Annotated in this window: 20 protein-coding genes and 3 pseudogenes; 8 read left to right on the top strand and 15 right to left on the bottom strand. The window is 68.7% G+C overall.

Translation table 11 applies throughout. From position 1 onward, the window contains the following. Nucleotides 1–79 precede the first annotated feature (79 nt). The 6 genes and pseudogenes from QSK34_RS26695 to QSK34_RS26680 form a co-directional block, all read right to left on the bottom strand. Nucleotides 80–358, bottom strand: a pseudogene (locus tag QSK34_RS26695) (hypothetical protein); the annotation flags it as partial. Nucleotides 359–401: 43 nt separating this feature from the next. Further along, nucleotides 402–938, bottom strand: a pseudogene (locus QSK34_RS37850) (IS5 family transposase); the annotation flags it as partial. A 124-nt stretch (nucleotides 939–1,062) separates the two neighbouring features. Beyond that, on the bottom strand, nucleotides 1,063–1,611 hold the full coding sequence (locus QSK34_RS26690) for a hypothetical protein (RefSeq protein ID WP_285587783.1): 549 nt from the start codon (nucleotides 1,609–1,611) through the stop codon (nucleotides 1,063–1,065). 104 nt (nucleotides 1,612–1,715) lie between these two features. Continuing rightward, nucleotides 1,716–6,836 (bottom strand): Ig-like domain-containing protein, encoded by a 5,121-nt coding sequence (locus tag QSK34_RS26685; protein WP_285587780.1) that lies wholly within the window; start codon nucleotides 6,834–6,836, stop codon nucleotides 1,716–1,718. Nucleotides 6,837–6,912: 76 nt separating this feature from the next. After that, a pseudogene (locus QSK34_RS37845) lies at nucleotides 6,913–7,116 on the bottom strand (recombinase family protein); the annotation flags it as partial. Between the two features lie 6 nt (nucleotides 7,117–7,122). Continuing rightward, nucleotides 7,123–8,478, bottom strand: coding sequence for a sensor histidine kinase (locus QSK34_RS26680; protein WP_285587778.1), 1,356 nt, complete (start codon nucleotides 8,476–8,478; stop codon nucleotides 7,123–7,125). 166 nt (nucleotides 8,479–8,644) lie between these two features. On the opposite strand from QSK34_RS26680, the gene QSK34_RS26675 reads away from it, so the two are divergent. The 3 genes from QSK34_RS26675 (at nucleotide 8,645) to QSK34_RS26665 (ending at nucleotide 10,307) form a co-directional block, all read left to right on the top strand. Further along, nucleotides 8,645–9,286, top strand: coding sequence for a dihydrofolate reductase family protein (locus QSK34_RS26675; RefSeq protein WP_285587776.1), 642 nt, complete (start codon nucleotides 8,645–8,647; stop codon nucleotides 9,284–9,286). Between the two features lie 109 nt (nucleotides 9,287–9,395). Next, nucleotides 9,396–9,794 carry a hypothetical protein gene (locus QSK34_RS26670; protein ID WP_285587775.1) on the top strand — a complete coding sequence of 133 codons (399 nt, stop codon included), beginning with the start codon at nucleotides 9,396–9,398 and terminating at the stop codon, nucleotides 9,792–9,794. Nucleotides 9,795–9,941: 147 nt separating this feature from the next. Beyond that, a complete protein-coding gene (locus tag QSK34_RS26665) occupies nucleotides 9,942–10,307 on the top strand; it encodes a hypothetical protein (protein WP_285587773.1) in 366 nt (121 codons plus the stop codon). A gap of 74 nt (nucleotides 10,308–10,381) precedes the next feature. Here QSK34_RS26665 and manD read toward each other — a convergent pair whose 3' ends face one another. The 6 genes from manD to QSK34_RS26635 are packed head-to-tail and all read right to left on the bottom strand — an operon-like array spanning nucleotide 10,382 to nucleotide 15,953. Further along, nucleotides 10,382–11,590 carry a D-mannonate dehydratase ManD gene (manD, locus tag QSK34_RS26660; RefSeq protein WP_285587771.1) on the bottom strand — a complete coding sequence of 403 codons (1,209 nt, stop codon included), beginning with the start codon at nucleotides 11,588–11,590 and terminating at the stop codon, nucleotides 10,382–10,384. Then, on the bottom strand, nucleotides 11,587–12,429 hold the full coding sequence (locus QSK34_RS26655) for an ABC transporter permease (protein WP_285587769.1): 843 nt from the start codon (nucleotides 12,427–12,429) through the stop codon (nucleotides 11,587–11,589). The genes manD and QSK34_RS26655 overlap by 4 nt, the downstream gene beginning before the upstream one ends. Continuing rightward, nucleotides 12,426–13,307, bottom strand: a complete 882-nt coding sequence (locus QSK34_RS26650; protein ID WP_285587767.1) for an ABC transporter permease — start codon at nucleotides 13,305–13,307, stop codon at nucleotides 12,426–12,428. Before QSK34_RS26650 ends, QSK34_RS26655 begins: the two co-directional genes overlap by 4 nt. Beyond that, on the bottom strand, nucleotides 13,304–14,395 hold the full coding sequence (locus QSK34_RS26645) for an ABC transporter ATP-binding protein (RefSeq protein WP_285587765.1): 1,092 nt from the start codon (nucleotides 14,393–14,395) through the stop codon (nucleotides 13,304–13,306). The genes QSK34_RS26650 and QSK34_RS26645 overlap by 4 nt, the downstream gene beginning before the upstream one ends. Then, entirely contained in the window at nucleotides 14,392–15,603 is a 1,212-nt protein-coding gene (locus QSK34_RS26640) for an ABC transporter substrate-binding protein (RefSeq protein WP_285587763.1), read from the bottom strand. Before QSK34_RS26640 ends, QSK34_RS26645 begins: the two co-directional genes overlap by 4 nt. Nucleotides 15,604–15,644: 41 nt before the next feature. After that, the gene (locus QSK34_RS26635; protein WP_285587761.1) at nucleotides 15,645–15,953 is read right to left on the bottom strand and encodes a hypothetical protein; all 309 of its coding nucleotides are present in this window, start codon (nucleotides 15,951–15,953) and stop codon (nucleotides 15,645–15,647) included. A 203-nt stretch (nucleotides 15,954–16,156) separates the two neighbouring features. Between QSK34_RS26635 and uxaC the strand changes: the two genes are divergently transcribed. Both uxaC and QSK34_RS26625 read left to right on the top strand, forming a co-directional pair. Next, nucleotides 16,157–17,605 (top strand): glucuronate isomerase, encoded by a 1,449-nt coding sequence (gene uxaC, locus QSK34_RS26630; RefSeq protein ID WP_285587758.1) that lies wholly within the window; start codon nucleotides 16,157–16,159, stop codon nucleotides 17,603–17,605. Continuing rightward, entirely contained in the window at nucleotides 17,605–19,020 is a 1,416-nt protein-coding gene (locus tag QSK34_RS26625; RefSeq protein WP_285587756.1) for a mannitol dehydrogenase family protein, read from the top strand. The genes uxaC and QSK34_RS26625 overlap by 1 nt, the downstream gene beginning before the upstream one ends. Here the strand turns inward: QSK34_RS26625 and QSK34_RS26620 are convergent. Beyond that, entirely contained in the window at nucleotides 18,980–19,993 is a 1,014-nt protein-coding gene (locus tag QSK34_RS26620; RefSeq protein WP_285587754.1) for a LacI family DNA-binding transcriptional regulator, read from the bottom strand. The two genes, QSK34_RS26625 and QSK34_RS26620, sit on opposite strands and share 41 nt — an antisense overlap. A 360-nt stretch (nucleotides 19,994–20,353) precedes the next feature. Between QSK34_RS26620 and QSK34_RS26615 the strand changes: the two genes are divergently transcribed. Both QSK34_RS26615 and QSK34_RS26610 read left to right on the top strand, forming a co-directional pair. Then, complete coding sequence (locus tag QSK34_RS26615) at nucleotides 20,354–22,246, top strand: serine hydrolase (RefSeq protein WP_285587753.1); 1,893 nt, start codon at nucleotides 20,354–20,356, stop codon at nucleotides 22,244–22,246. A gap of 89 nt (nucleotides 22,247–22,335) precedes the next feature. Beyond that, nucleotides 22,336–22,521 carry a hypothetical protein gene (locus QSK34_RS26610; RefSeq protein ID WP_285587751.1) on the top strand — a complete coding sequence of 62 codons (186 nt, stop codon included), beginning with the start codon at nucleotides 22,336–22,338 and terminating at the stop codon, nucleotides 22,519–22,521. 10 nt (nucleotides 22,522–22,531) lie between these two features. Here the strand turns inward: QSK34_RS26610 and QSK34_RS26605 are convergent, their stop codons facing one another. After that, nucleotides 22,532–23,155 (bottom strand): class I SAM-dependent methyltransferase, encoded by a 624-nt coding sequence (locus tag QSK34_RS26605; protein WP_285587749.1) that lies wholly within the window; start codon nucleotides 23,153–23,155, stop codon nucleotides 22,532–22,534. 61 nt (nucleotides 23,156–23,216) lie between these two features. Here QSK34_RS26605 and QSK34_RS26600 point away from each other — a divergent pair, with 61 nt between their 5' ends. Next, nucleotides 23,217–23,855: a TetR/AcrR family transcriptional regulator gene (locus QSK34_RS26600; RefSeq protein ID WP_285587747.1), complete on the top strand. Its 639-nt coding sequence runs from the start codon at nucleotides 23,217–23,219 to the stop codon at nucleotides 23,853–23,855. A gap of 11 nt (nucleotides 23,856–23,866) precedes the next feature. Here the strand turns inward: QSK34_RS26600 and QSK34_RS26595 are convergent, their stop codons facing one another. After that, nucleotides 23,867–24,037 (bottom strand): hypothetical protein, encoded by a 171-nt coding sequence (locus QSK34_RS26595; protein ID WP_285587745.1) that lies wholly within the window; start codon nucleotides 24,035–24,037, stop codon nucleotides 23,867–23,869. Between the last annotated feature and the right edge of the window lie 45 nt (nucleotides 24,038–24,082).

Raw genomic sequence — 24,082 nt, 5'->3', positions numbered from 1 at the left:
GGTCCGGCGGCAGCGAGCGCCGTCCCGGGTGATGGCCGACAGATCAAACACAGGGCACATGGGCCAGTCGTAACGCGGGTCAGACCACCACCCGAGGCGGCACCCTTCGATCCTCACAGTCGTAGCGAGTGGCGATGGCGCGGTGGCGTTTGAGCCGGTTGATCCCGCATTCGACTGCTGATCGGGCCTGGTAGTCGGCCGGGTCGAATGCGGGTGGGCGTCCGCCTCGGCTGCCGCGCGGGAGGCGGCCGGCGATGCGGTCGGCGGGTTCGGGAATCGTGGCCTTGATCCTGCGGGCGCGTAAGTGCGCGCGGATGGCGCGTGAGGAGTAGGCCTTGTCCGCCCGGACCACCTCCGGCCGGGTGCGAGGACGACCCGGCCCTGGTCGGGGAACCTTTGATGGCGGTCATCACGGGGATGAACTGAGGTGCGTCGCCTCGCTGTCCGGCGGTCAGCACCAACGCGAGCAGGCCTTGGCCGCTGTCGCAGGCCAGGTGGAGCTTGGTCGACCAGCCGCCGCGGGAACGGCCCAGGGCGTGATCGGCCGGCTCGGTGGTGACCCCGCCGGGTGGTTCGGCCTGCCGATCGCCTGACCTGCGGGCTCCCGCCGCGTGCTGGTGAGCCCGGCAGACGGTGGAGTCCACGCCGATCTCCCATCCGATCAACCCGGCGGCGTCGGCTCCCGTCTGCAAGGCGGTCATGATCTGCCGCCAGACACCGGCGCGTTGCCAGCGGCGGAACAGCGCGTACACCGCCTGCCAGGAGCCGTAGCAGTCAGGGACGTCCCGCCAAGGCGCCCCGACCCGCACCCGCCAGCGGATGCCGTCAATGAGCTGGCGTTTGGTCCACTGCGCGGGCCTGCCTGGCTTCACGGGCATGGGGAGCACGGCTTTGAGCCGGGCCCACTGCGCATCGCTCAGGTCGAACCGCCGCGTCACCGCTAAGGTGGCCACGAGGTCTCCGGTGGTCAGGTTTTTCTTGGTCGATCAACCCACTTACCGGAGACCTTCTTCATTTCCCGGCCACGACACGCCAGCCCGTCACAACACTTCGAAACACGTCCTAGTCGGGGGTGATTCCCAGCAGCCCACGTGATGAAAACCAGTCGCGGTCGAGAAACCGCCCACTGACTCTTCCCAGGACACATAGATACTCTTCCAGCTGACCTTCCAGTGAACTGATGTCATAGGTCAGATCCTCCCAGTAGATGCGATATTCTTCCGCATCGTAGATGGTTCCATCCCATACACCATCGTGAATGTAGGAGAGTTCATCGATTTCTCCTATACCGTAGATGCATGAGACATCGAAAACGCGCTGGCCGCCTAGGCTGAGGGCCTCCGGAGACGACCTGAATCCATTGAGATAAAGAACCAGGGACCAGCCGGGAGCAAGGCGGGTGATCCAAGCCCGCTGTGACCCCTCGGACGTGGAACCGTAGAATTCCATGGCAGCCTGAAAGTCGCACACGACCGTCGTCTCCGCTTCGATGCGTAACCGCCGGGCCACCTCGCCGATGTCTTCGATGCTGACCCATTGGGCCATGAAGAAGCTGTGCAGTCCATGTTCAAGCAGGAGACTCTGTTGGCTTTCGGCAGGAAGAGCATTCATCGTGATATCCGGATTCTGTACGACGACGGTGAGAGGAAAGTGGGCGAGAAGTTTAGTGATGCCACTCCACGCCCACCTCCCAGGATGGGTTCAACTGGCGAATCCTAAGATTCGATCAGCACCCAGAACTTAGTGCCTCGCCCTACTCGGAATTGCGTGTAGAACGTTTCGAGCGCCGTCCCGTGCAAGCTGTTCTGCCGGGCATTCACAGCTTTCAGGGAAAAATTCCCTTGAGCATAAGCGGCTCCTTGGAGGGTTGACGCGAACGGGTACTCGTCACAGGAGTTACCCATTCCCCCGGGTAGCTTGTCCGCCGTGTTCGGTGCGCGATACTTCTCCGGCATGTAGTATTTGCAGTAGTTTATGCTCCAGGCGCGGCGCTCACGCTCTTTCTCGCGAATGTTGTGTTCGAGCTCGGTCGCCGGCGGGACCGGCAGGGACGGCGGGAGAAGCCAGTGCATTTCCTGTGCCGTCCCCACATCCATGTGCAGTTCTCTCTTGGAGAAATAGTTTCTGTTGTAGTCATAGGTCGGGATTGTGCCTTCGGCGTTGGCCTCCGCCTTGGTCATGCCACGGGTTAGCGGCTTCCCTGCCGGGTTGTTGGCACCAGGTGCCCCCCAGTTGCCGGGGATTTGCTTGTTCTGCCCGCCTACTGGGCCAAATCTGCTGGGCGGATGACTTGGATCACCCCAATTGTGGCCCGGCCGAAGCGGCGGAAAAGTCTGAGAGTTGCTGGGGTTCAGCGCCGCCTCGATATGCTCGATGACCTCGATGAATCTCGCGTCCCTGGACTTGGACATAACGAACACGCGCTTGGATCGAGTGTTGACACAGCCGCCGGTGTGGTCCGGGACGTCGTCATTACCGGCACCGAAGGTCTTCCTGTCGCACCGGAAATTCGGCACCCATGTGAAATCATAGGGTTCTTCGCTGCCGTGACGCCGCACGCCAATCGTCAGGCCGTCCTCGTCCTTGACCTCTTGGCTCCAGAGATTGAGGACCGTTATTCCGTCATCTGTATGAAGCAGAAGGCTTGGCGTGAATGAACAGATCATTGTGCTGTTGGAGGGGACTGATGCGCTGATAAGGAACATCGCGTCAGGCGTGGAATGCCATTCCGAAACATCCTTGTGCCTTGTCTGGCCATCAGGGTCGCAGTCGCCGTTACTGCCACTCCGGGCGCCGGTCAGCAGTCCTGCCGTGATGGGCAGGCCGCCCATCCTGTTCCCTGAGAACTTAACCTCTCCGCCGTCACTGTCATCGACGACCGCGAAGTCATCGAGACGGAGGAACATTTTCATGGTGGTTGGCTTCAGGCCGCTTCCCGCGCCGTTGACCACGCTGTTGCCGGTCTTGTCGCCCAGGTAGCTATGAATAACCCATGTGGCGCGGAAGCGAAAGGCGTCGTCGTCATCGAACAGCTCCTCGACTTCCTCCCCCACATGTTCGGCGAACATTGCGAAGACATTGCTCCTCCTGTTTGCCTTCTTCATCTTGTGTGTATCAGGATCGTATTCGTAGTCCTGGAGGTAGAGGTAGGCGGACCAGCATGAGCTGTAAGGCAGCTCCTCGATGCGAGCGTCATATTCGGCATAGTCAGTTCCGCGCGGGCTGACCCTGCAGTCCTCCAGGCTGGAGTGCTCATAATCGAAGGTGCCGCCGGTAGCCGCGGCCGCAGTCCGATCCGCGGCCGCTCCGTCCTGGGAGGGCTGGGAGTTCTCGGCCGGTGCCCGGGACAATGTCGGCGCAGCTGTCCTTTGCTCCGGTTCCGCCTGGGCCTGCAGCCCGGCCGGTGCAGGACCGCCCAGGGTGAGTTTCCAGGAGTCGATTTTTCCGGTGTCGCCGCCGGCGTTGTCGTTGACGCGGAGTTTCCAGGTGCCGTTGATCGGCTCACTGGACAGGTTGACGGTATAGGTCTGATCGATGTTGTCCGTGTCGCTGCCGGTGTGGCTGTGCAGGGGGTAGGTGCTGCCGTCGGGTGCGACCAGGTCGACTTGGAGGTCCCCGATGTAGGTGTGGGCGATATGCACCTCCACGGTGGAGGTGGTCGAGGCGTTACCGGAGTAGCCCGACATCGTGATGGGGGATTCCACCGTGGCATTGTCGGTGATGGCGACATCATCGGGGTTGCTACCGGTGGGGATAGAGGGTGTGGCAGGACCGCCCAGGGTGAGTTTCCAGGAGTCGATTTTTCCGGTGTCGCCGCCGGCGTTGTCGTTGACGCGGAGTTTCCAGGTGCCGTTGATCGGCTCACTGGACAGGTTGACGGTATAGGTCTGATCGATGTTGTCCGTGTCGCTGCCGGTATGGCTGTGCAGGGGGTAGGTGCTGCCGTCGGGTGCGACCAGGTCGACTTGGAGGTCCCCGATGTAGGTGTGGGCGATATGCACCTCCACGGTGGAGGTGGTCGAGGCGTTACCGGAGTAGCCCGACATCGTGATGGGGGATTCCACCGTGGCATTGTCGTTGATGGGATAGTCAGTCCCATTGGTGCCGATGGGATTGCCGACGGTGGTGAACGACCAGCTGTGCGGGGCCATGGTGTTGCCTGCGGCGTCCTTGGCCGCGCTCACGGCCACCGTGTACTTGGTGGCCGGGGTCCATGCCTGCGCGGGGGTGAAAGTCAGCACCTTGTTCTCGGCGTCCATCACGGTGTTACCCGCAACCGGCGCATCCGCCGGACCCTTCACCGCAGTCTGCGCCGCCGACACCGGTTCGCTGAACGTAACCTTCACGGCGGTCGTGACCGCCACCCCAGAGGCGTCCGGACCCGGAACGGTCTCGGTCACCGTCGGCGCCGTCGTGTCCGGCGGCGCCGTCGTGAACGACCAGCCATACGGGGCCGCCATCACGTTGCCGGCGGCGTCCTTGGCACCGCTTACTTCAGCGGAGTACACGGTGTTCGGAGCCAGCGGCTGGCTGGGAATGAAGGTCAGGACCCTACCGGTGCCGTCCATCGCCGATGTCCCCGGGACCGCTGCTCCCGCCGGATCCTCCAGAGTGATCTCAGCCTCGGAGACCAGCTCCCCAAAGGTCGCGCTGACCGCCGTGGTGACCGAAACGTCCGCCGCTCCCGTGGCAGGGTTCGTCGCAGTCACCGTCGGTGCCGTCGTGTCCGGCCCGCTGGTGGTGAACGACCACGTATACGGCTCCATGACGTTTTCCCACGCGTCGATCGCTTCCGACACATCAACGGTGTACCCCATGCCGGGGTGGAGCGGCTGTGCAGGGGTGAAGGTCGCGATCTTTCCGGTGCTGTCGATAGCGACGGCGCCCTGGACATCGGCGCCCTGCACGGTCTTCACCGCGATCACGGGTTCGCCGACTTCTTCGGTGAACGTCACTTTGATCTGAGAGTCCAGGGGAACCTCGGTGGCATCGCCGGCCGGTTCGGTCGCCAGCACCCTCGGTGCTACCGTGTCTTCCCCCTCAGGATTGCTGGTGTCGCCATCGCCTTCAGCGGGATCGGCAGGAGAGAGGTTGTCGGTTCCGATGAAGGAGCCCTCACCGTCCCGATGCTGTTCGGTGGCGGTTACCTGCTCCTCGCTCATCGCCAGCGACTCAATGGACTCGGGTATCTCCGGGACGTACACCGACCTGGTGAGGGCTTCCTCGTATTCAGGAATCGAGGTGAGCGGCTCACGTGAGGAGATGACCACGGTCTCGCGGCGAAGCGGAGCAGGGGGTTCCACGAAGTCGATGCTGAGGATGGGCGGGTGGGGCTGGAACTTGCAGTCTTCCAGCGGCGACGTCCTGCAGCCGCCCGCCTCCTCCGAGGCGTAGCGCCGCCAGTTTCGCAATTCGGATTCATTACCCGCGGTGAGCTGGATGCCGTGGTTGGTGGCACCGTTGACCCATGACTGGACGATGTCGTCGAGTGAGTGGGTCAGGTTCCAGGCATAGTTGCAGTCTTCGCTGTAGGCCCCGTACTCGGTGTCCGCGCCCGTACCGATGACAGACGGCTGGCTGTTCCAGGACAGCAGCATGTCATCCCAGGTGGAGGTGACCTGCCGCGCGGTGATGCCGGAACCGACCGACGTACCGCAGGTGTTGGACAGATGGTTCCACAGGTGCAGGTCGGCGTTCTCCACCGTGCTGCCCGCGAACTCGGCAGGAATGTTGGGGAACTTGAGGTAACCACGCCAGCGCTTGGCGACGCTGCTGGCATAGGATTTGCCGACCACGACCTCGGGATCGGAGAAGGTGTCCCAGCCCTCCCTGAGGTCGACGTCATTGATGTAGACGTCCATGCCGGCGCCGACGCCGGTATGGCTTTCGTACCAGTCAGAGGCCGCGGCAGTCATCGTCACCGGGTAGGTCGTCGCCGCATCAGCCAAGAACGCGGCATCCGGCGTGAACACCAGGGTCTTGCCGTCCTCGGCGAGAGTGACGGCGGCCCTGCCGATCTTGCCCGCATCGAGCGGGGCGCTCGCGTCGGCGGCCGTGGCGTCCTGCAGCAGTGTCGGCCGAACCTCGGTCAGCGTCTTGCCGTCCTTGCCCACGACGATGGGTCGGCCCGCGGCGTTCTTGCCGAAGGACATGCCCTTGGGCAGGTCGAACGGGACTCGGAAGGAGACCGGCCCGACGGGCCGTTCAGCGATGGTGATCTGCTGCCGGAACCCGGTCGCGTTCGCGATCACCACCAGGTCACGGCCCTTGCCATAAACGGACCGGTAGGTGGCGGTGTTGCCCTTCAGCGTGGGCTTGGGCAGTCTGCCGTCCGGGGCTTCGATCTCGGTGATGTCCTGAGCGGTCTTGCTCTTCAGCACGACGGTGTCCGCGCCCGCCGACAGTGTCAGGTCACCCTGGATGGCCTTGGGTTTGATGACGCCGTCTTGCTCCACCAGTGTGGTGTCGATTGGAGCGAAGCCCTCACCGTCGGCCTTCTTGACCCGCACGGGCTCGGTGGACAGTTCCACGCGCACGGTCTTGCCGTCTGGATTGGCGTAGATCGTGGTGCTCTCCGAGCGCAGCGACTCAATCTCGACGCGCCGGTTCTCCTTCTTGGACTGCGCCAGCGCTTTGCCGATGGGAGTAGTAGGGACGCTTGGCTGCGACGTTGCGGGGGTGGGTGTGCGTACCTGCGTGGGGATAGGGGTTGATGTGAGGTCCTGGGCGATTGCGGGCGCGCTCATCAGCGAGAGCGGCAGCGTCAGAGCTGTGATCAGGGCAGCGCGACGGCGCGTCTGAGCGGATAGGCCCAGCGCTAATCGTGATGTGTTCACTCCAGCCTTTCGAACAGGTGTATGGAAACTGAATGATCATCACATGTGTCACGAAGTCCTGTAAATGTCTTTTTCGATCGCCGTGGTGGACCCACAACCCGGTGCAGGCGGCCTTCTGCGCCATGCTGCGAAGATGCTGCGGGGTGCAGGGGTTGCCCTCCAGATTCCGGTATCCCTTGGCCTCGAAATCTCTCGCCAGACCTCGGAAGCTCCGGCCCCCGCGCAGCAGCGTGAACAACTCGACGATGAGCTTCCCGGTCCGCTCGTCGTAGACGATCACGCGGCGTCAGCACTGTGGTGGGGAGGGAGCGTAAAGGGGCAGGCGCAGCACGAATCGGGCGCCGCGGGCGCTGTCTTCGGCGGTCAGGGTGCCGTCGTGCGCTTCGGCGAGCTGCCGGGCGATCGGCAGTCCCAGGCCGGTGCCGCCGGGGTCCTTGGCGCGGGAGGCCTCCAGGCGGGTGAACCGCTGGAAGACGGCCTCTCGCTGCTCCAGGGCGATGCCCTCCCCGTCGTCGCTCACCTCCAGCACCGCCTGGCCGGCCTCCAGGGCCAGGGTCACGGTGACGGCGGAGGCGGCGTGTCGTGCGGCGTTGTCGAGCAGGTTGTTCAGCAGCCGGGACAACTCGATCCGCGCCCCCTCCACCGTCACGCCGGGGGTGAGGCGGCGGCGCAGCTCGGCCTTGGGCGCGCGGCGATCGAGTTCCCCGGCCACCAGGCCGGTCACGTCGATCGGCTCGTGCCGGGCGGTGACGCCGGCGTCCAGCCGGGCCACCTGCAGCAGGTCGCCGATCAGGGCCTGCATGCGGTCCACGCTGTCCAGCAGCGCCTCGCCCGTCCGCGGCCAGTCGGCCTCGCGCGGCTCGATGAGGGCCTCCTCGATCCGCGTGCGGATGGCGGTCAGGGGGCTGCGCAGGTCGTGGGAGGCGTCGGAGGCGAAGCGGAGTTGCCGTTCCACCGCCGCCTGGGCGCGGTCCAGGGTCCGGTTCGCGGTCTGGGCGAGGTCGCGCAGCTCATCGCGGTATTTCGGGACCGGCACCCGGTGCCGCAGGTCGCTGGAGGTGATCTGCGCGAGGGTGTGGGTGATGGAGCACACCGGCTGCAGGGTCTTGCCGACGATCCGGTGGCTGCCCACCGCGGCCGCCGCGACCAGCAGCACCCAGCTGGTGGCGAGCGGCACGATCAGCTGCGGGCTGACGTACCAGGGAACGGCCGGGACGGCCACGTCGAGCTGCCAGAGGCCGTCGGCCCGGTGGACGGGGTAGGCGAGCTCGATCATGCACCGGCCGGCGAACGTGGGGGCGTCACAGGTCGTGGTGGTGGCGTAGGCGTCGGGATCCGGGCGCAGGTTCGTCATCGGCGGCCGGTCCGCCATGCCGGGCGTGGCCGCGACGACGGCTCCGGCCGGGTCGAACACCTGGACCGCCTGTCCCGGATTCTTCTCGTGCAGGTCGGGAACGCTCCGGCGCAACTGGGCGCCCAGGTTGATGGCGTTGGTGAAGAGTTGTTCGGTCCGGTGGTCGATCGCCGTCTGCCGGACCATGAGCACGATGAACACCGCCATGGCGGTGCACAGCAGGGCCATCACGGCAGCGGCCATCATGGCCAGGCGAGCCCGGATCGAGCACCGATGCCACCAGCTCACGTTGATCACCCCTTCCCGGAAGGGTCCCCTTATCGATCCTTGCCGGTTTCCAGAAGAAAACCACCAAAGAATGGCAAATCGGGCACAGCTGGATCTGTGGGAGACATGTAGAAAGCGGGCCGCCGGCTCCGACTCATGGGTGAAGCCCGACCAAAGGAGCCCGCTCATGTCCGCGGTACGTGTCCACAACCTCTCGATCTCGCTGGACGGTTTCGCCACCGGCGACGGCCCGACCCCTGACGCGCCGTTCGGGCACGCCGGGGAGCGGCTGCACGAGTGGATGTTCGCCACCCGGTTCTGGCACGAGATGCACGGTGACGCCGGCGGCGCCGCAGGAGCCGATCACGTGTTCGCGGTGCGGCACAGTCAGGGCGTCGGCGCCGAGATCATGGGCGCGGGCAAGTTCGGGCCGCCCGGCTGGCAGGACGACCCGTCCTGGCGGGGCTGGTGGGGCGACACCCCGCCGTTCCGGACGCCCGTCTTCGTCCTCACCCACCGGCCGAGGCCGTCGATCGAGATGGGCGGCGGCACCACCTACCACTTCCTGGACGCCTCCCCCGCCGAGGCGCTCGCGCGGGCGCGTGAGGCCGCCGGCGGCCTGGACGTGCGGGTCGGCGGCGGACCCACGGTCGTCCGTGACTTCCTCGCCGAAGGGCTGGTCGATCACCTCCACCTGGTGCAGGTGCCGATCGTGCTCGGCCGTGGGGTCCGGCTCTGGGACGGGCTGGAGGCGCTGGAGAAGACGTACACGATCGAGGCGGTTTCGACGCCCTCAGGTGTCACGCACCTGACGTTCACCCGGGGTTGAGCCGCTCCGCTGATCGCCTGCCGCATTACCTGCGGCGTAATCGCGGCTCCGCGCGACGGCTGACATCTTTCGAGGTGTCAGCACGAACCCCACGCCGAAGGAGCCCGCCATGAACGCCGCGACCGCGACCACCGACCGCACGAGATTCCTGCGCTGGGCGCTCGTGGCCGACGCCGTGGTCACCGGGGGCAACGGCCTGGTCTACCTCGTCTTCGCCGCCCCGGTGAGCGACCTGCTCGGCCCGGAGGCCGGCCTGCTCCGGGGCATCGGCGCCTTCCTGCTCGTGTACGGCCTCGCCGTCGGCCTGCTGTCCACCCGCCGCCCGATCAGCCCGGCCGCCACCAGAGCCGTCATCGCGCTGAACATCGTCTGGTCCCTGGCCAGCGTCGCCGCCGTGGTCGCCGGGGCCCTCTCCTTCACCACGATCGGCGCCGTCTGGGCCGTCGCCCAGGCCGTGGTGGTCGCGGGCTTCGCCGCGATCCAGGTCGCCGGGCTGCGAATGTCGTAGACACCCGCCGTTCGAAGAAGAGGGAATTTCGAAACAATATCGATGGCGGGAGTGGCCTATCCGTGCCAAGCTCCACACGCGATCTTGACGGGTGATCATCACCGAAAGGAGGATCACTGATATCAGACCTCATGAACGGAGCTCGAAATGCGAATGAAGGGCACCCGGGTCCTGTCCATCGCGGCCGCGGCGATCACCGTGGTCGGGACGCCCGTCGCGGTCGTCACGCCCAGCGCGGCGGCGGCGAAGGTGCAGGGCACCCAGGTCATGGCGGGATGCACGAACTGGACGCCGCACATCCGGCGAGTCAGGGTCGCCAGCACCAAGGTCCACAGCAGCTACTCCTCGAAATCCAGCGTGAAGGCCACCTGGAAATACCGTCAGCTTTTCCGCGTGAACAAGCGCTGCGTGAACAGCGCCGGAAATCTGTGGTGGCATTCGGACTGCTGCGCCGGTGTCACCGGATATGTGTGGAACGACCACACGGAAATCTCCGGGACCGGGTGGACCTGATCGAATTCGCCTGGCTTTTCTGCGGCCGAGAATAATCGCCGCGTATTCGAATATTCTCGTCCACGCGAACAGGCTCACCAGCTGTGCATGGTGCCGTCCTCCAGCCGGTTCACGGGCAGGGAGGCGGGCTTGTACGGATACTCCGCCGCCAGGGCCTCGTCGATGTCGACGCCGAGACCGGGGCTCTCGGAGGGGAGCAGATAGCCGTCCTCGAAGCGGTAGGAGTGCGGGAACACCGCGTCGGTCTCCTCCGTGTGGCGCATGTACTCCTGCAGTCCGAAGTTCGGGATGCTGATGTCCAGGTGCAGGGCGGCGGCCATGCACACGGGCGACAGGTCGGTGGCGCCGTGGGAGCCGCTGCGCACGTGGTAGAGCGCGGCCAGGTCGAAGATCCGCCGCAGATGGCTGATGCCGCCCGCGTGCACGACGGTGGTGCGGATGTAGTCGACGAGCTGCTCGGTGATCAGCTGCTGACAGTCCCAGACGGTGTTGAACACCTCCCCCACCGCGATGGGGGTGGTGGTGTGCCGCCGGATGAGCCGGAAGCCCTCCTGCAACTCGGCCGGGACGGGGTCCTCCATCCAGGTGAGCCGGTGGGGCTCGAGGTCCCGGCCGAGCCGGGCGGCCTCGATCGGGGTCAGCCGGTGGTGCACGTCGTGCAGGAGCCGCAGGCCGGGCCCGAACTCGTCTCTGACCCGGGCGAACACCGACGGGGTGTGGGCGAGGTAGCGTTCGGTGGACCAGGTCGCCTCGCTGGGGACCGCGGCGTCGGCCGGTTCGTAGAACATCCGGCCTCGGCCGACGCCGTACGTGGTCTGGAGGCCCGGGACGCCGGTCTGCACCCGGACGGCCTTGTAGCCGAGTTCGACGTACCGGGCGACCTCGGTGAGCACCGATTCGGTGTCGGGGGCGCTGGCGTGGCCGTAGACGGTGACGCCCTCTCGTGACCGGCCGCCGAGCAGCTGGTACACCGGCAGGCCGGCGACCTTGCCCTTGATGTCCCACAGGGCGGTGTCCACGGCGGCGATGGCGGTCATGGTGACCGGGCCGCGCCGCCAGTACGAGCCCTTGTACAGGTACTGCCAGGTGTCCTCGATGCGGCCGGGGTCACGCCCGATGAGGGCGGGCACGACATGGTCGGCGAGATAGCTCGCGACGGCGAGTTCGCGGCCGTTGAGGGTGGCGTCGCCGACCCCCGTCACCCCCTCGTCGGTGACGATCTTGAGGGTGACGAAGTTGCGGCCGGGGCTGCAAACGATCACACGGGCGTCCTCGATCTTCACTCGGGGTCCTCCTTGACGCGCGCGACGAGCTGGGTGGGGTTGACGAACCGTAGCGCGAGCACGAGCAGGACCAGCATCATCGCGGTGTAGATGACGGCCATCGCGTCGACGGACTGCTGGGCGCGGATGCCCGAGGCCGACATGGAGTAGAACAGCGCCACGACGAGCGTCTGCGAGTCGGGCCCCGCGGTGAGGAAGGTCAGCTCGAACATCCCGACGGTACGCACGACCACCAGGATCGACGACGCGAGGATGCCCGGAACGAGCAGCGGCGCCAGGATCCGGACGAACACCTGGCGGGTGCGGGCGCCGCACACCCGGGCGGCGCGTTCGACCGCCGGGTCGATCTGCTCGATGAACGGGGTCATGGTGAGGATGACGAAGGGGATGGACGGCACCAGGTTGGCCAGCACGACGCCCGACAGGTGGCCGGCGAAGCCGTATTTGTACAGCACGGTGGCCAGCGGGATGCCGTAGGTGATCGGCGGCATCAGGATCGGCAGCAGGAACATCAGGTAGACGGCGCGACGGCCGTAGAAGGAACGGCGGGCCAGCACGTAGGAGGCGGGCACGCCGACCAGCACGGAGATCCCGGCCACGAGCAGGCACACCACGAGGGTGACGCCGAGAACCGGGAGAAGGGTGAACTCCTCCCACGCCTGCCCGTACCACTCGGTGGTGTAGCCCTCGGGCAACCAGGTGTCGAACCAGCGGGTGCCGAAGGAGTTGACCAGGACGGAGCCGATGACGCCGGCGACGCCGACGAAGAAGAGGGTCACGGCGCCCCACACCGCCCAGGCCGCGGGGGTGGCGACGATCCGTCGCCGCGGCCGCGTCACCCTTTCCCTCCCGCGGTCGAGCCGGTGTAGAACAGGCCGCGCAGCCCGAGCACGACGCCGATGACGACCAGCTCGACCAGGCCCATGATGATCGCCGCGGCGGCGCCGCCGGCGTAGTCGTAGCGCACGTAGGCGGCCTCGTACGCCGCGATGGAGATCACCCGGGTGGAGCCGGACGGGTCGCCGACCAGGATCGCCGACGGGAACACGCTGAAGGCCAGCACGAAGGTCAGGCAGAACGTGGTGGCCAGCCCGGGCGCGAGCAGCGGCAGGGTGATCCGGAAGAACCGCTGGGCCCAGCCCGCGCCGAGTACCGCCCCGGCCTTCTCCAGGCTGGGGTCGATGCCGGACAGGTAGGAGAGCACGAGCAGGAACGCGAACGGGAACCCGGTGATGACCAGCGAGAGGAACACGCCCCAGTAGTTGTGGGTCAGGCTCACCGGCGCGTCGGCCACGCCGAGGGTGAGCAGGACGCGGTTGAACCAGCCGGTCGGCCCGAGGAAGTTGAGCAGCCCTTCGGCGGTCAGCACGGTGCCCAGGGTGATCGGCACGACCAGGACGGTGGTCAGGACCCGTTTCCCCCGGAACCGGCCCCGCATCCGGTAGGCGACCGGCACCGAGGCCAGCACGTTGAGCAGCGCGGCCGGCAGGGCGATCCACAGGGTGGTGGCGATGGTGTCGCGCTGGTAGGCGTCGCCGAAGAACGCCTGGTAGGCGGCGAACGGCCCGCCTTCGACGGGCTGCACCGACACACCGATGCCGTAGGCGAACGGATAGACGAACAGGGCGGCGACGAACAGGGCCGCCGGCCCGAGCAGCAGCAGGTGCGCGTCGACGCCCCGTTCCGCCAGCCGGTGCCGGAGGGCGACGCGGGTCACGGTTCACCACCCCCTTCGCCCGGGTCGGCGGGGAAGACCAGCAGGCGGGCCGGATCGAGCACGACCTCGATCCGGTCCTTCGGCGCCAGCCGCCGGGCGGTGCGCAGGTGCAGCAGCGCCCCGTCCCCGGTCCGGACCTCGGCGCTCAGTTCCCGGCCCTGATACTCCACGACCTCCACGGTCACCTCGACGCCTCCCCCGGGCTGATCGGCGATCCGGACGTCCTCCGGCCGGATCGCGGCGACCGCCGGGTCGCCTGGACGCATCTCGCCGACCGGGCTGCCGGTCAGGCGCAGGCCTGCCCCGTCCACGACGACGCCGTCGCCCGCCTGTCCGGCCACCCGGACCGGCAGCAGGTTGCGGAAGCCCATGAAGTCGGCGATGTGCCGGTTGGCCGGCCGGGTGTGCACCTGTTCGGGGGTGCCGATCTGCTCGACCCGCCCGGCGCGCAGCACGACCAGCCGGTCGGACATGGACAGCGCCTCTTCCTGGTCGTGCGTCACGTACACGGTGGTCAGGCCGAGCGACTGGTGCAGCCGGCGGATCTCGGTGCGCATCTCCAGCCGTAGCTTGGCGTCGAGGTTGGACAGCGGCTCGTCCATGAGCACCAGCGACGGCTCGACGACCACCGCGCGGGCGATCGCCACCCGCTGCTGCTGGCCGCCGGAGAGCTGGCCGGGCAGCTTGTCGGCGTGGGCCTCCAGGTGCACCAGCCGGATCGCCTCGTCGGTGCGGCGGCGCACCGCGGCCCGTGCCACCTTGCGCATCCGCAGCCCGAACGCGATGTTCTTCCGCACCGACATGTGCGGGAACAGCGCGTAGTTCTGGAAGACCATGCCGAAGCCGCGCTGTTCGGGCGGGAGCGTGTCGAGGCGGGTCTCGTCTCGCCAGATGCTGCCCCGCGACAGCGGCAGCAGCCCGGCCAGGCAGTTCAGGGCGGTCGACTTGCCGCACCCGGAGGGGCCGAGCAGGGTGATGAACTCCCCCCGCTCGATCGTGAGGTCGAGGCCGGCCAGCGCGTCGCTGCCGCCGAACCGGCGCGACACCCCGTCCAGGCGCAGCCGGTCGAACCGGCCGCCCGCCGTCATCTCCTCACCTTGGCCCCGCCGACCTCGCGGTCCCACCGGTCGAACGCCGCGACGAGCTCCTTGGATCCGAGCGGCACCTCCAGCGGGTTGCCGGCGATGAGCTGCTCGTACTCCGGCCGCCCGAACTCCTCGATCGCCTGGCGGCTGTCGGCGGGCGCCATCGACAGCGGCACGTCCTTGATCGCCGGTCCCGGGTAGAAGTAGCCCTTGTCGTAGGCCTTGGCCTGCTGCTCGGGGGTGAGCATCCACGCCACCAGGGCGAGCACGGCGGCCTGCCGGTCGGCCGGCACCCCCTTGGGCACCACGGCGTAGTGGGCGTCGGTGACCCAGTGGAAGCCGTCGAGGGTGCCGATCTTCGCCTCCTTGGGCACGGTGCCGAGCACACGCGGGTTGATGTCCCAGCCGGTGGTCGAGACGATGATCTTCGCCGAGCCGTTGGCCAGGTTCTTCATCGTCTCGCTGGTGGTCGACGGATAGAGGGTGATGTGCTTGTTCAGTTCCTTCAGGTAGGCCCAGGTCTTGTCCCAGCCGTTGACCGGGTCCTTCGGATCGGTGTCGCCGAGCAGGTAGGGCAGGCCCATCAGGAACGTGCGGCCGGGTCCGGAGTTGGACGGGCGGGCGTACTGGACCGCCCCCGGGTTGGCCTTGGCGTAGTCGAGCAGTTCCTGTGCGTTGGCCGGCGGGTTGGGGACGTTCGCCGGCAGGTACTCGATCAGCGGTCCCGATGGGTAGTAGGTGACGGTCACGCCGTGGTCGCCGGCGAGCTTCTGCATCTCCGCCGCGCCCGGCAGATAGTCGCCCATGCCGCTCAGCCGGTCGGCATGGGCAGGCAGCAGCGGCGTCCACAACCCCTGCTCGATGCCGGCGGCCAGGCCGTCGACGCCGGTCAGGACCAGGTCGATGTCGACGCGGTTGGCGCCCTGCTGGGCCTTGATCTTGCCGACCAGCTCGGGAGAGGTGGCCTTGGTGAAGGTCACCCGGGAGACGACGTCCTTGTTCCGCTCCGCGAACTCCTCGATCATCCCCTGGGTGAGCTGGAGGTTGCCGGCGACGTCGAGGATGTTGAGGTTCACCGGGGACGCCGGCTTCTCCGGCACCGGGCCGCCGGTCCCGGCCAGTGCGGCGCCGCCGTCCGGCGCTCCGCACGCGGCCGTCAGCAGGGCCGCGATGGCCATCACCGCGAGGAACGGGTGTCTGTACGTTCGCATGACGCTGCTCTCCTTGTCGCCGGCACGGGGGGTGCGTGGGCTCAGGGGTGGGGTGCCGGTCCGGTGGAGGCGCGGACCAGCAGTCGGGTGGCGAGAACACGGGAGCCGGTCCGCCGGCCGACGCGCCGGTTGAGCACGACAAGGGGCGTCTGACCGGCGGAGGAACGCAGCTCCTCGTCGGCGGAGCGCGGCGAGCAGAGCAGGAAGCCGCCGACCGGCGTCCGGATCAGTGCGCTTCCAGCGCCGGGAACACGGTGTAGTCGGCTCTGCGGGCCCGGGTCTGGACCGCCTTGACGAGAGGACGGGGACACGCCGGCCAGCCGGGCCACGTCCTTGATCGTCACCGTCACGACGGGGCCCTCCCGATCTCTCGACGTGGACCCGGTAACCGTGCGGTCAGTCTGGAACCGTTTCCGGAATCTGTCAACGAGGTGACGTTCAGGTTGCCGACGGCTCGCACAGCACGGGTGTGACCAGCAAAGCAGGTGGGATTGACAAACTGGAAACGGATGGCTCAGGGTGAAAATCCCGGTCGGGTCACCGAAGGAGTTCCGTGTCCTCCCCCCATCTGCTGTTCCCGCCCGATCCGTACACCCGGGCCATCGCCCAGGAGTTGTACGCCCTCGTCGACGACCAGCCGATCATCTCCCCGCACGGACACGTGGATCCGGCCCTGCTCGCCGACGACCTGCCCTTCCCGGACCCGGCGCGGCTCCTAGTCGTGCCCGATCACTACCTGACCCGGATGCTGCTGAGCCAGGGCGTGCCGCCCGCGCTGCTGGGGGTGCCCCCGCGCCCGGACGCGCCGGAGGCCGGACCGGCGCAGACCGACGGACGGGAGATCTGGCGGCTGGTCGCCGGGCACTGGCACCTGTTCCGGGGCACCCCGACCCGGTTGTGGACCGAGCGGGTGCTGCAGAACGTGTTCGGCGTCACCACCACCCTCGGCCCGGCCACGGCGGACGAGGTGTACGACCAGATCGCCGCCCGCCTGGCCGAGCCGGAGTTCCGCCCGCGCGCGCTGTTCGAGCGCTTCAACATCGAGGTGCTGGCCACCACCGAGTCCCCCCTCGACGACCTGAGCGACCACGCCCGGCTCGCCGCCGACGGCTGGGGCGGGCCGGGCGGCCGGGTCATCACCACGTTCCGGCCGGACGACGTCGTCGACCCCGAGTTCGAGAACTGGGCGGGCAACGTGGCCAGGCTCGGGGAGATGACCGGCGAGGACACCGGCGCCTACCGCGGCTACCTCGCCGCGCTGCGCGCACGCCGGGAGGCGTTCGCCGCCGCGGGCGCCACGTCCACCGACCACGGCCACCCGACCGCCCGCACCCTCGTGCTCGACGAGGACGAGGCGGCGGCGCTGTTCACCGCGGCGCTTCGCGGCCGGATCGACCCGGACGGCGCCGAGGCCTTCCGGGCGCACATGCTCGTCGAGTTCGCCCGGATGTCCATCGACGACGGCCTGGTGATGCAGTTGCATCCCGGCGCCGTGCGCGACCACAACCGATGGCTGCACCGCTCGTACGGCCGCGACGTGGGCGGCGACATCCCGCAGGCGACCGACTACGTCCACGGCCTGGCCCCGCTGCTGGCGGCGCACGGCAACGACCCACGGCTGCGCCTGGTGGTGTACACGCTGGACGAGGACGCCTTCACCCGCGAACTGGCCCCGATGGCCGGCGGCTACGCGGCGATGTACCTCGGCGCGCCGTGGTGGTTCCTCGACTCCCCCGACGTGCTGCGCCGCTTCCGCAAGACCGTCACCGAGATCGCCGGCTTCTACAACACCGCCGGCTTCGTCGACGACACCCGCGCCTTCTGCTCCATCCCGGTGCGCCACGAGATGGCCCGCCGGATCGACGCCGGCGTCCTGGCCCAGCTGGTGGCCGAGCACCGCCTGCCGATGGACGAGGCCGCCGAGACCGTCGTCGACCTGGCCTACCGGTTGCCCAAGCGGGTCTTCCGGCTCGGACAACCCGCCGCGGTGCTGCCGTGGTGATGACGGGACCGCGGGCGCTACTGGGGCGAACCGCCCTGGCCGGGCTGCCCGCCGAGTGCCGGCCGCTGATCGAGCCGGGCGCGGCCGGGCCGGGCGTCGTCCACCTCGGGCTCGGCGCCTTCTTCCGGGCGCACCAGGCCATCTACACCGAGGAGGCGATGGCCTCGGCCGGCGGCGACTGGGGGATCGTCGCCGTCGCGCCGCGTTCGCGCGCCGTCCACGACGCGCTGCGGGCGCAGGACCTGATGTTCGCGGTGGCCTCCACGGCCGCGCGGCGCACCGACGTGCGGGTGGTGGCGGCGCTCACCGGGGTCGTGCACGCCGCCGGGGACCCGGACGGGGTCGTCGCCCTGCTCGCCGACCCGCGCATCCGGGTGGTGACGCTGACGTTGACCGAGAAGGCGTACGTCCCGGCCGGCGAAACGGCCGTGATCACCGGGCTGCTCACCCGGGGGCTGCTCGCCCGGGCCCGCGCCGACGCCGGGCCGCTGGCCGTGGTCAGCTGCGACAACCTGCCCGGCAACGGCGCCCGGCTCCGCGAGCTGATCGGCCGGACCGTCCGCGCCGACACCAGGGCACAGGAGTGGATCGCCGGCAACGTCACCTTCCCCGGCACGACGGTCGACCGCATCGTCCCGGCCGTCACCCCGGGCACGCTGGATCTGGTGCGGGAACGACTCGGCGTGACGGATCTGGCCGCCGTGCGGGCCGAGCCGTACCGGCAATGGATCATCGAGGACGCCTTCCCGCACGGCCGCCCGGCCTGGGACCGCGCCGGCGCCGTTCTCACCGCCGACACCGGCCCCTACGACGAGCTCAAACTCCGCACCCTCAACGGCCTGCACTCCTCGCTCGCCTATCTCGGCGCGCTCGCCGGCCGCGCCACGATCGCCGAAACGCTGGCCCTCCCCCAGGCCCGGGTGTTCGCCGAACTCCTGCTCGCCGAGGAGATCCTGCCCACGCTCACCCCGCCGGAGGGCATCGACCCGGCCGCCTACGGCCGGAGTGTCCTCGACCGGTTCGCCAACCCGGCGATCCATCACCGGACGCTGCAGATCGCCACCGACGGCAGCCACAAACTGCCCGCGCGCATCGTGCGGACCGTTCTCGACCGGCGCGCGCAGGGTGCGCCCACGCCGTGGGCCGCGCTCGTGGTCGCCGCGTGGATGCGGTTCGTCCAGGGCACGGCCGACGACGGCCGGCCCTTGCCGCTGGACGACCCGCTCGCCGACCGGATCCGTTCCGCGCTCGCCACCGCCGGACCCGGCCCCGCCGGCGTCGTCGCGGCCCTGCTCGACCTGCGCGCGGTTTTCCCGTCCGAGTTCGCGCACGACACCACGCTGCGGAAGCTGATCGTCGGCTGGCTCACCACGCTCACCCGTCGCGGGGCGGCCGCGACCCTGGCGGGGATGTGACAACCGGTCCGGTCGAGCCTCGCACGATCAGCTGTGTCGGCATGACCCGGCGCGAGCCCGCCGCTCCCACCCGGTCCTGCAACAGGTCGAGCAGCAGGTCGACCGCGGCACGCCCCAGCAGGTCGCCCCGCTGGGCGATGGTGGTCAGGCGCGGGCTGACCTGACCGGCGAGCGGGATGTCGTCGAACCCGACCACGCTGATCTGCTCCGGCACGGAGGCCCCGCGTTCCTTGAACCGGCTCACCAGCCCGAGCGCCTGCAGGTCGTTGTAGGCGAGGACGGCGGTGACGGGCGCGGCCAGCACCAGGTCGGCGGCGGCCGCGCCACCGTCGAAGTTGGGCGTCGCGTTCCCGAGATCGACCAGTTCGAGGCCCATCGACGCGCACAACGACCGCAGCCCCCGCACCCGCTCGCGGTTCACCGTCGAGGCCCGGGGCCCGCCGAGGTAGGCGATCGCGCGATGCCCCAGCGCCGCCAGGTGGCCCACGGCCTGGCGCACCCCGTCGGTGTGGTCGCAGATCACCGACGGAATCGGCCCGACCCGCCGGTTCACCGTGACGACGGGCGTCTCGCCGACGAACGACCGCAGGTCGTCGTCGGCCGCCCGGGGACCGCACAACAGGAACCCGTCGACCTGCTTGACCAGCTTGCGGATCAGCTCGACCTCGGCCGTCGGGTCTTCGTCGGTGTCGACCAGGAGGACGGAGTAGTCGAACTCGCGGGCCCGGGACTGGATGGCCTTGACGACGGTCGGGAAGAAGGGGTTGGCCAGGTCGGGGACGACAAGACCGACGTTGTAGGTCCGGCCGGTGGTCAGCGCCCGCGCGGCGGCGTTCGGCGAGTATCCGACCTCGGCCGCGGCCCGCAGCACCCGCTCACGGGTTCCGGGCCGCACACTCTCGGGCGCCGCCAAGGTCCGGGAGACCGACGAAACCGAGACCCCGGCCAGCCTCGCCACGTCTTTGATTGTCACGACCACCACCCGATTCTTCCACACGCGGACCTGGCGGCTTCGCCTGCGCATCAGTCAGGAAACGGTTTCAGAACGTTGTCAAGAGCTGTCGGTCTGAGACAGATCACGCCGGGGGTCATTGGTGTTCGCGCAGCTGATGAAGTATCCCCACGTCCTCCGAGCCCTCTGGAAACGGTTGCTCTTCCTGCTCGTTCGTCATCGAGCTCACCACCCAGCCGCGGGCGCTCTGTCGAGAAGGGGTGTCGCATGCGTCGCGAATGGGAGATCGAGGTCGACTCCGCGAGCCCATCAGCCCGCACGACCTCGGCAGCCGAGCGGGGCGCTCCGGTCCGTGTCCGAGCCATCACGTACAGTGGCTGGATGGGCACTGAGCTTCGGGTGTTCAGCGAACTGCTGCTCAGCGAGCACCAAGGGGTGTTCGCCGACCTGACGGCCGCGGGCTTCCAGCCCGTGCACGTCAGTGGGTATCCGGCCTTCGGCACGGAACGCGTCGCCTCCATCTGGGAGAAGACGGCGCCCGGCCTGGTCGTGCCCTGGCTCGTGCGCTGCGGACTGCCCGGCGACGAGCACGACCAGCTGTTCGCGACGCTCCCCGGCCAGGGATACCGGCCGGTCACGGTGAGCGGATACCGCACCCTCGCGGGGTCGCGGTTCACCTCTCTGTGGCAGTCGTTCCCCGGAGCCGCCGCTCCCGAGGTCATCGCGCTGCGCGACATGACGGGCGAGGAGTTCCAGGCCAGGCTCACGGCGCTGGAGCCGCAGGGATTCGTCCCCTACGACGTCTGCGGGTACTCCGACAACGGCCCGGTCGCGTTCACCGCGCTCTGGCGGCGGCTCCCGCCCGCCGACTGGGTGACCCGGTTCGGCCTGACGACGGTCGCCCTGGCCGACGAGATGACCCGCCGGGACGGCGAGGGCTTCGTGTTGTGGGCGCTGAGCTGCTACGAGGTGTTCGGCACGCCGTTCTACGCCGCGGTCTGGGCGAGGGTGCCGGTCGCCACGCGGGTGAGCCCTGACCTGTCCACCGGCGAGTTCGAGCACGACGACGCCTTCTTCCGGCAGAGGGGATACCGGACCGCGCGCCTGCGGGGCCGGACCAGCCAGAACGACGACCACCGGTTCTCCGCCGTCTGGACGAAGCCGTCGCTCACCGATGCCGAGAACGTCTTCGTCGAGTCCGTCATCAAGACCTTCATGACGAAGTACAAGGTGCCCGGCATGCAGGTGGCGCGCACGGATCGGGGCCGGTTGAGCTACGCCCGCTCCTTCGGGGTCATCGCCCCGGGCAGCGCCGTCCCGGTCACCGACACCATGCTCTTCCGCGTCGCCAGCATCGCGAAGCCGATCACGTCCACCGCGGTGCTGCGGCTGGCCGACCTGCACCGGCTCAGCCTGGACGACCGAGTGCTCGGCCCGGGCGCCCTGCTCGGCGAGACCCACGGCGCCCCGCCCTACGACGCCCCGCTGCTCGACATCACCGTGCGGCACCTGCTGGAACACACCGGCGGCTGGCCCACGAACCCGGACCCGATGTTCGCCCACTACGACCTCGACCGGGGCCGGCTGATCGACTGGGTGCTGGGACGCCGCTCGGACGGGCAGCCGAACGCCCCGCTGGCCCACCGTCCGGGCACGGTGTTCGAGTACTCGAACTTCGGCTACTGCCTGCTCGGCCGGGTCATCGAGACCGTCACCGGCCTCCCCTACGACACCGCCGTCCGCGACCTCGTCCTGCTGCCTTGCGGCATCACCGGCATGCGCATCGCCGGGGACACGCTCGCCGACCGCCTGCCGGAGGAGGTCGTCTACACCGAGACGGGCACGGCTTTCGACCCCTACGCCATGCACGTCTCCCGCATGGACTCCCATGGCGGCTGGCTCGCCACGGCCACCGACCTCATGCGCTTCACGGCCCGGCTCGACGGATCGCCCTACCAGCCCGATCTCCTGTCCCCCACGTCGCTCTCCACGATGTTCACGCCCGGCGCGGCCGTCCAGACCAGCGGCGAGCCGTCCATCTACGCCAAGGGCTGGTTCATCCACCCGCCGACGGGCAACCGCTGGCACCGGGGCGACTTCGCGGGTACGCAGACGATCATCGTCAGCACCCCGGGCGGGCAGAGCTGGGCCCTGCTGGCCAACGGACGCGACGGGTCCCGCCCCGGCGAGATGTTCGATGAGCTCGACCGCCTCATGTGGACCATCACCGGTGTGGTCACCGACTGGCCCGTCGTGGGCGCCTTCCGCGACTGACGGGCTGCGGGATGGCCGGCCGTTCGTATGCGGGTGAGCCGCGGCTATGAGCTGTGGTCCGCGGCGGCTCGGGCTTCGGCGATCGTCTTGTGGACGACGCCGACGGAGACCTTCACCCCGGCGGCGATGGTGCGGATGGATTCCCCGCGACGGTGGCGGTCGAGAATGGCGGCACGCTTGTCATCGTCGACGACAAGTCCGGGGCGACGCGGCTCGGCTTCGATCTGACGCTGCGGTTCCTCGAGCTCGAAGCGAGTTCTCTCGCCGGTTCGTGACCGGAGATCGTTAGGCGTCGCGGCGCAGCGTGAACCAGAAGGTCGGGACCGAGTTGGTGCCCGGTGTGACGTCGAGGAGTTCCCAGCCGGGGAAACGGGCGCGGAGCTCGTCGGCCGTGACGCCCGCCGCCCACGACGCGATCTCGGTGGCCGAGCTGCCGAGCGGCTCGGGGCCGTACCCGAACATCAGCAACCGTGCTCCGGGAGCGGCGCGGTGGGTGAGCCCGGCGGCGTAGGCGTCGCGGCGGTGCAGCGGGATCCCGCAGTAGCAGCTCAGGTCGAAGAAGAGGTCGAAGGGGCCCGGCACATCCAGTTCGTCGAGGCGGGTGGCGTCTCCGTGCAGCAGCCGGACCGCGACTCCTGTCTCCGCGGCCTTCTGCCTGGCCTGGTCGAGGGCACGGTCGATCAGGTCGACGGCCGCCACCTCCCAGCCGTGTTGTGCGAGGTAGACGGCGTTGGTCCCCGTGCCGGAGCCGAGTTCGAGGGCGCGGCCGGGCGGCAGCGCGCCACCCCCCTCTACCAGGGCGACCAGCTCGGGCGGCGTCACGCCGGTGTCCCACGGCGCCTTGCCGGCGCGGTAGTAGCCCTCCAGCGCGCGGCGGACGGCCTCCTCCTCCGGGTCTCGCTGATCCATCGTCTCCTCCAAGAATTTAGAGTCAAACTTTAGTGACGTACTTTAGAGTTAGACTCGCAACATGGACGATGTCAAGCGACCGGACAAGCGGGCCGAGCGCTCACGCCGCACGCGGGAAAAGGTGGTCGAGGCGGCCCGCAAGCTGTTCCTCGCGCAGGGTTACGGGGCGACGAGCCTGCAGGAGGTCGCGGACCGGGCGGGCGTGGCCGTCCAGACGGTCTACTTCGTCTTCCGCAACAAGCGCACACTGTTCAAGGACGTCGTCGACACGTCCATCGCCGGGGACACCGAGCCGGTCGCCACCATGGACCGTGAGTGGTTCCGCACCGCGTGCGCCGAGCCCACCGCAGCCGGGCAACTGCGCGCGCACGTCCACGGCACCCGCGAGATCCTGGGCCGGGTCGCCCCGATCATGCCGCTGATCGCGGCCGCCGCGGCCACCGACCCCGAGATCGCCGCGCAGTGGCCGGACGGCCCCGACCCGCGTTACACCGTGCACCACGCAGCGGCCGAAGCCCTGGTCCGCAAGCCCGACACCCGTCCCGGCCTCTCCGTCGAGATGGCGGCGGACCTGCTGTTCGGCCTGCTCAGCCCGCAGCTCTACCTGATCTTCGTCCGCGACCGCGGCTGGTCACCCGACACGTGGGAAGAGTGGGCCCGCACCGCCTTGACCTCTCAACTCTGCGCCGACCCCGGCTGAGCGGACGGACGTCATGACGGTCCGACAACCCGTCGAGCGCGGCGCCTGGGCCGGCGTCCGCCGACCCGGGCGCGGGCCGAGGCCACGCCGTCCGGCGTGTCGGCCACCATCAGCTCGCGTGGTGGTTCGGCCAGGACCGGCAGCAGGCCGAACATCGCGCGGCAGGCTGCCACACCACGCATGACGGCACATGACCACGGTCGCCGAAACCGTGACGTCACCATGAC

Source organism: Herbidospora sp. NBRC 101105 (assembly GCF_030269205.1).
Classification (GTDB): Bacteria; Actinomycetota; Actinomycetes; order Streptosporangiales; family Streptosporangiaceae; genus Herbidospora; species Herbidospora solisilvae.
Note: the sequence above shows the minus strand (reverse complement) of the source record. Positions and strands in the feature narration are given on the sequence as shown.

What these genes read in the sequence shown, in the direction of transcription:
- QSK34_RS26615 (WP_285587753.1), top strand. Translation starts at nt 20,354, where the DNA reads ATGGGCACTGAGCTTCGGGTGTTCAGCGAACTGCTGCTCAGCGAGCAC.
- QSK34_RS26640 (WP_285587763.1), bottom strand. Translation starts at nt 15,603, where the DNA reads ATGCGAACGTACAGACACCCGTTCCTCGCGGTGATGGCCATCGCGGCC.
- QSK34_RS26690 (WP_285587783.1), bottom strand. Translation starts at nt 1,611, where the DNA reads ATGAATGCTCTTCCTGCCGAAAGCCAACAGAGTCTCCTGCTTGAACAT.
- QSK34_RS26675 (WP_285587776.1), top strand. Translation starts at nt 8,645, where the DNA reads ATGTCCGCGGTACGTGTCCACAACCTCTCGATCTCGCTGGACGGTTTC.
- QSK34_RS26665 (WP_285587773.1), top strand. Translation starts at nt 9,942, where the DNA reads ATGCGAATGAAGGGCACCCGGGTCCTGTCCATCGCGGCCGCGGCGATC.
- QSK34_RS26625 (WP_285587756.1), top strand. Translation starts at nt 17,605, where the DNA reads ATGACGGGACCGCGGGCGCTACTGGGGCGAACCGCCCTGGCCGGGCTG.
- QSK34_RS26670 (WP_285587775.1), top strand. Translation starts at nt 9,396, where the DNA reads ATGAACGCCGCGACCGCGACCACCGACCGCACGAGATTCCTGCGCTGG.
- QSK34_RS26600 (WP_285587747.1), top strand. Translation starts at nt 23,217, where the DNA reads ATGGACGATGTCAAGCGACCGGACAAGCGGGCCGAGCGCTCACGCCGC.
- QSK34_RS26645 (WP_285587765.1), bottom strand. Translation starts at nt 14,395, where the DNA reads ATGACGGCGGGCGGCCGGTTCGACCGGCTGCGCCTGGACGGGGTGTCG.
- QSK34_RS26595 (WP_285587745.1), bottom strand. Translation starts at nt 24,037, where the DNA reads ATGCGTGGTGTGGCAGCCTGCCGCGCGATGTTCGGCCTGCTGCCGGTC.
- QSK34_RS26605 (WP_285587749.1), bottom strand. Translation starts at nt 23,155, where the DNA reads ATGGATCAGCGAGACCCGGAGGAGGAGGCCGTCCGCCGCGCGCTGGAG.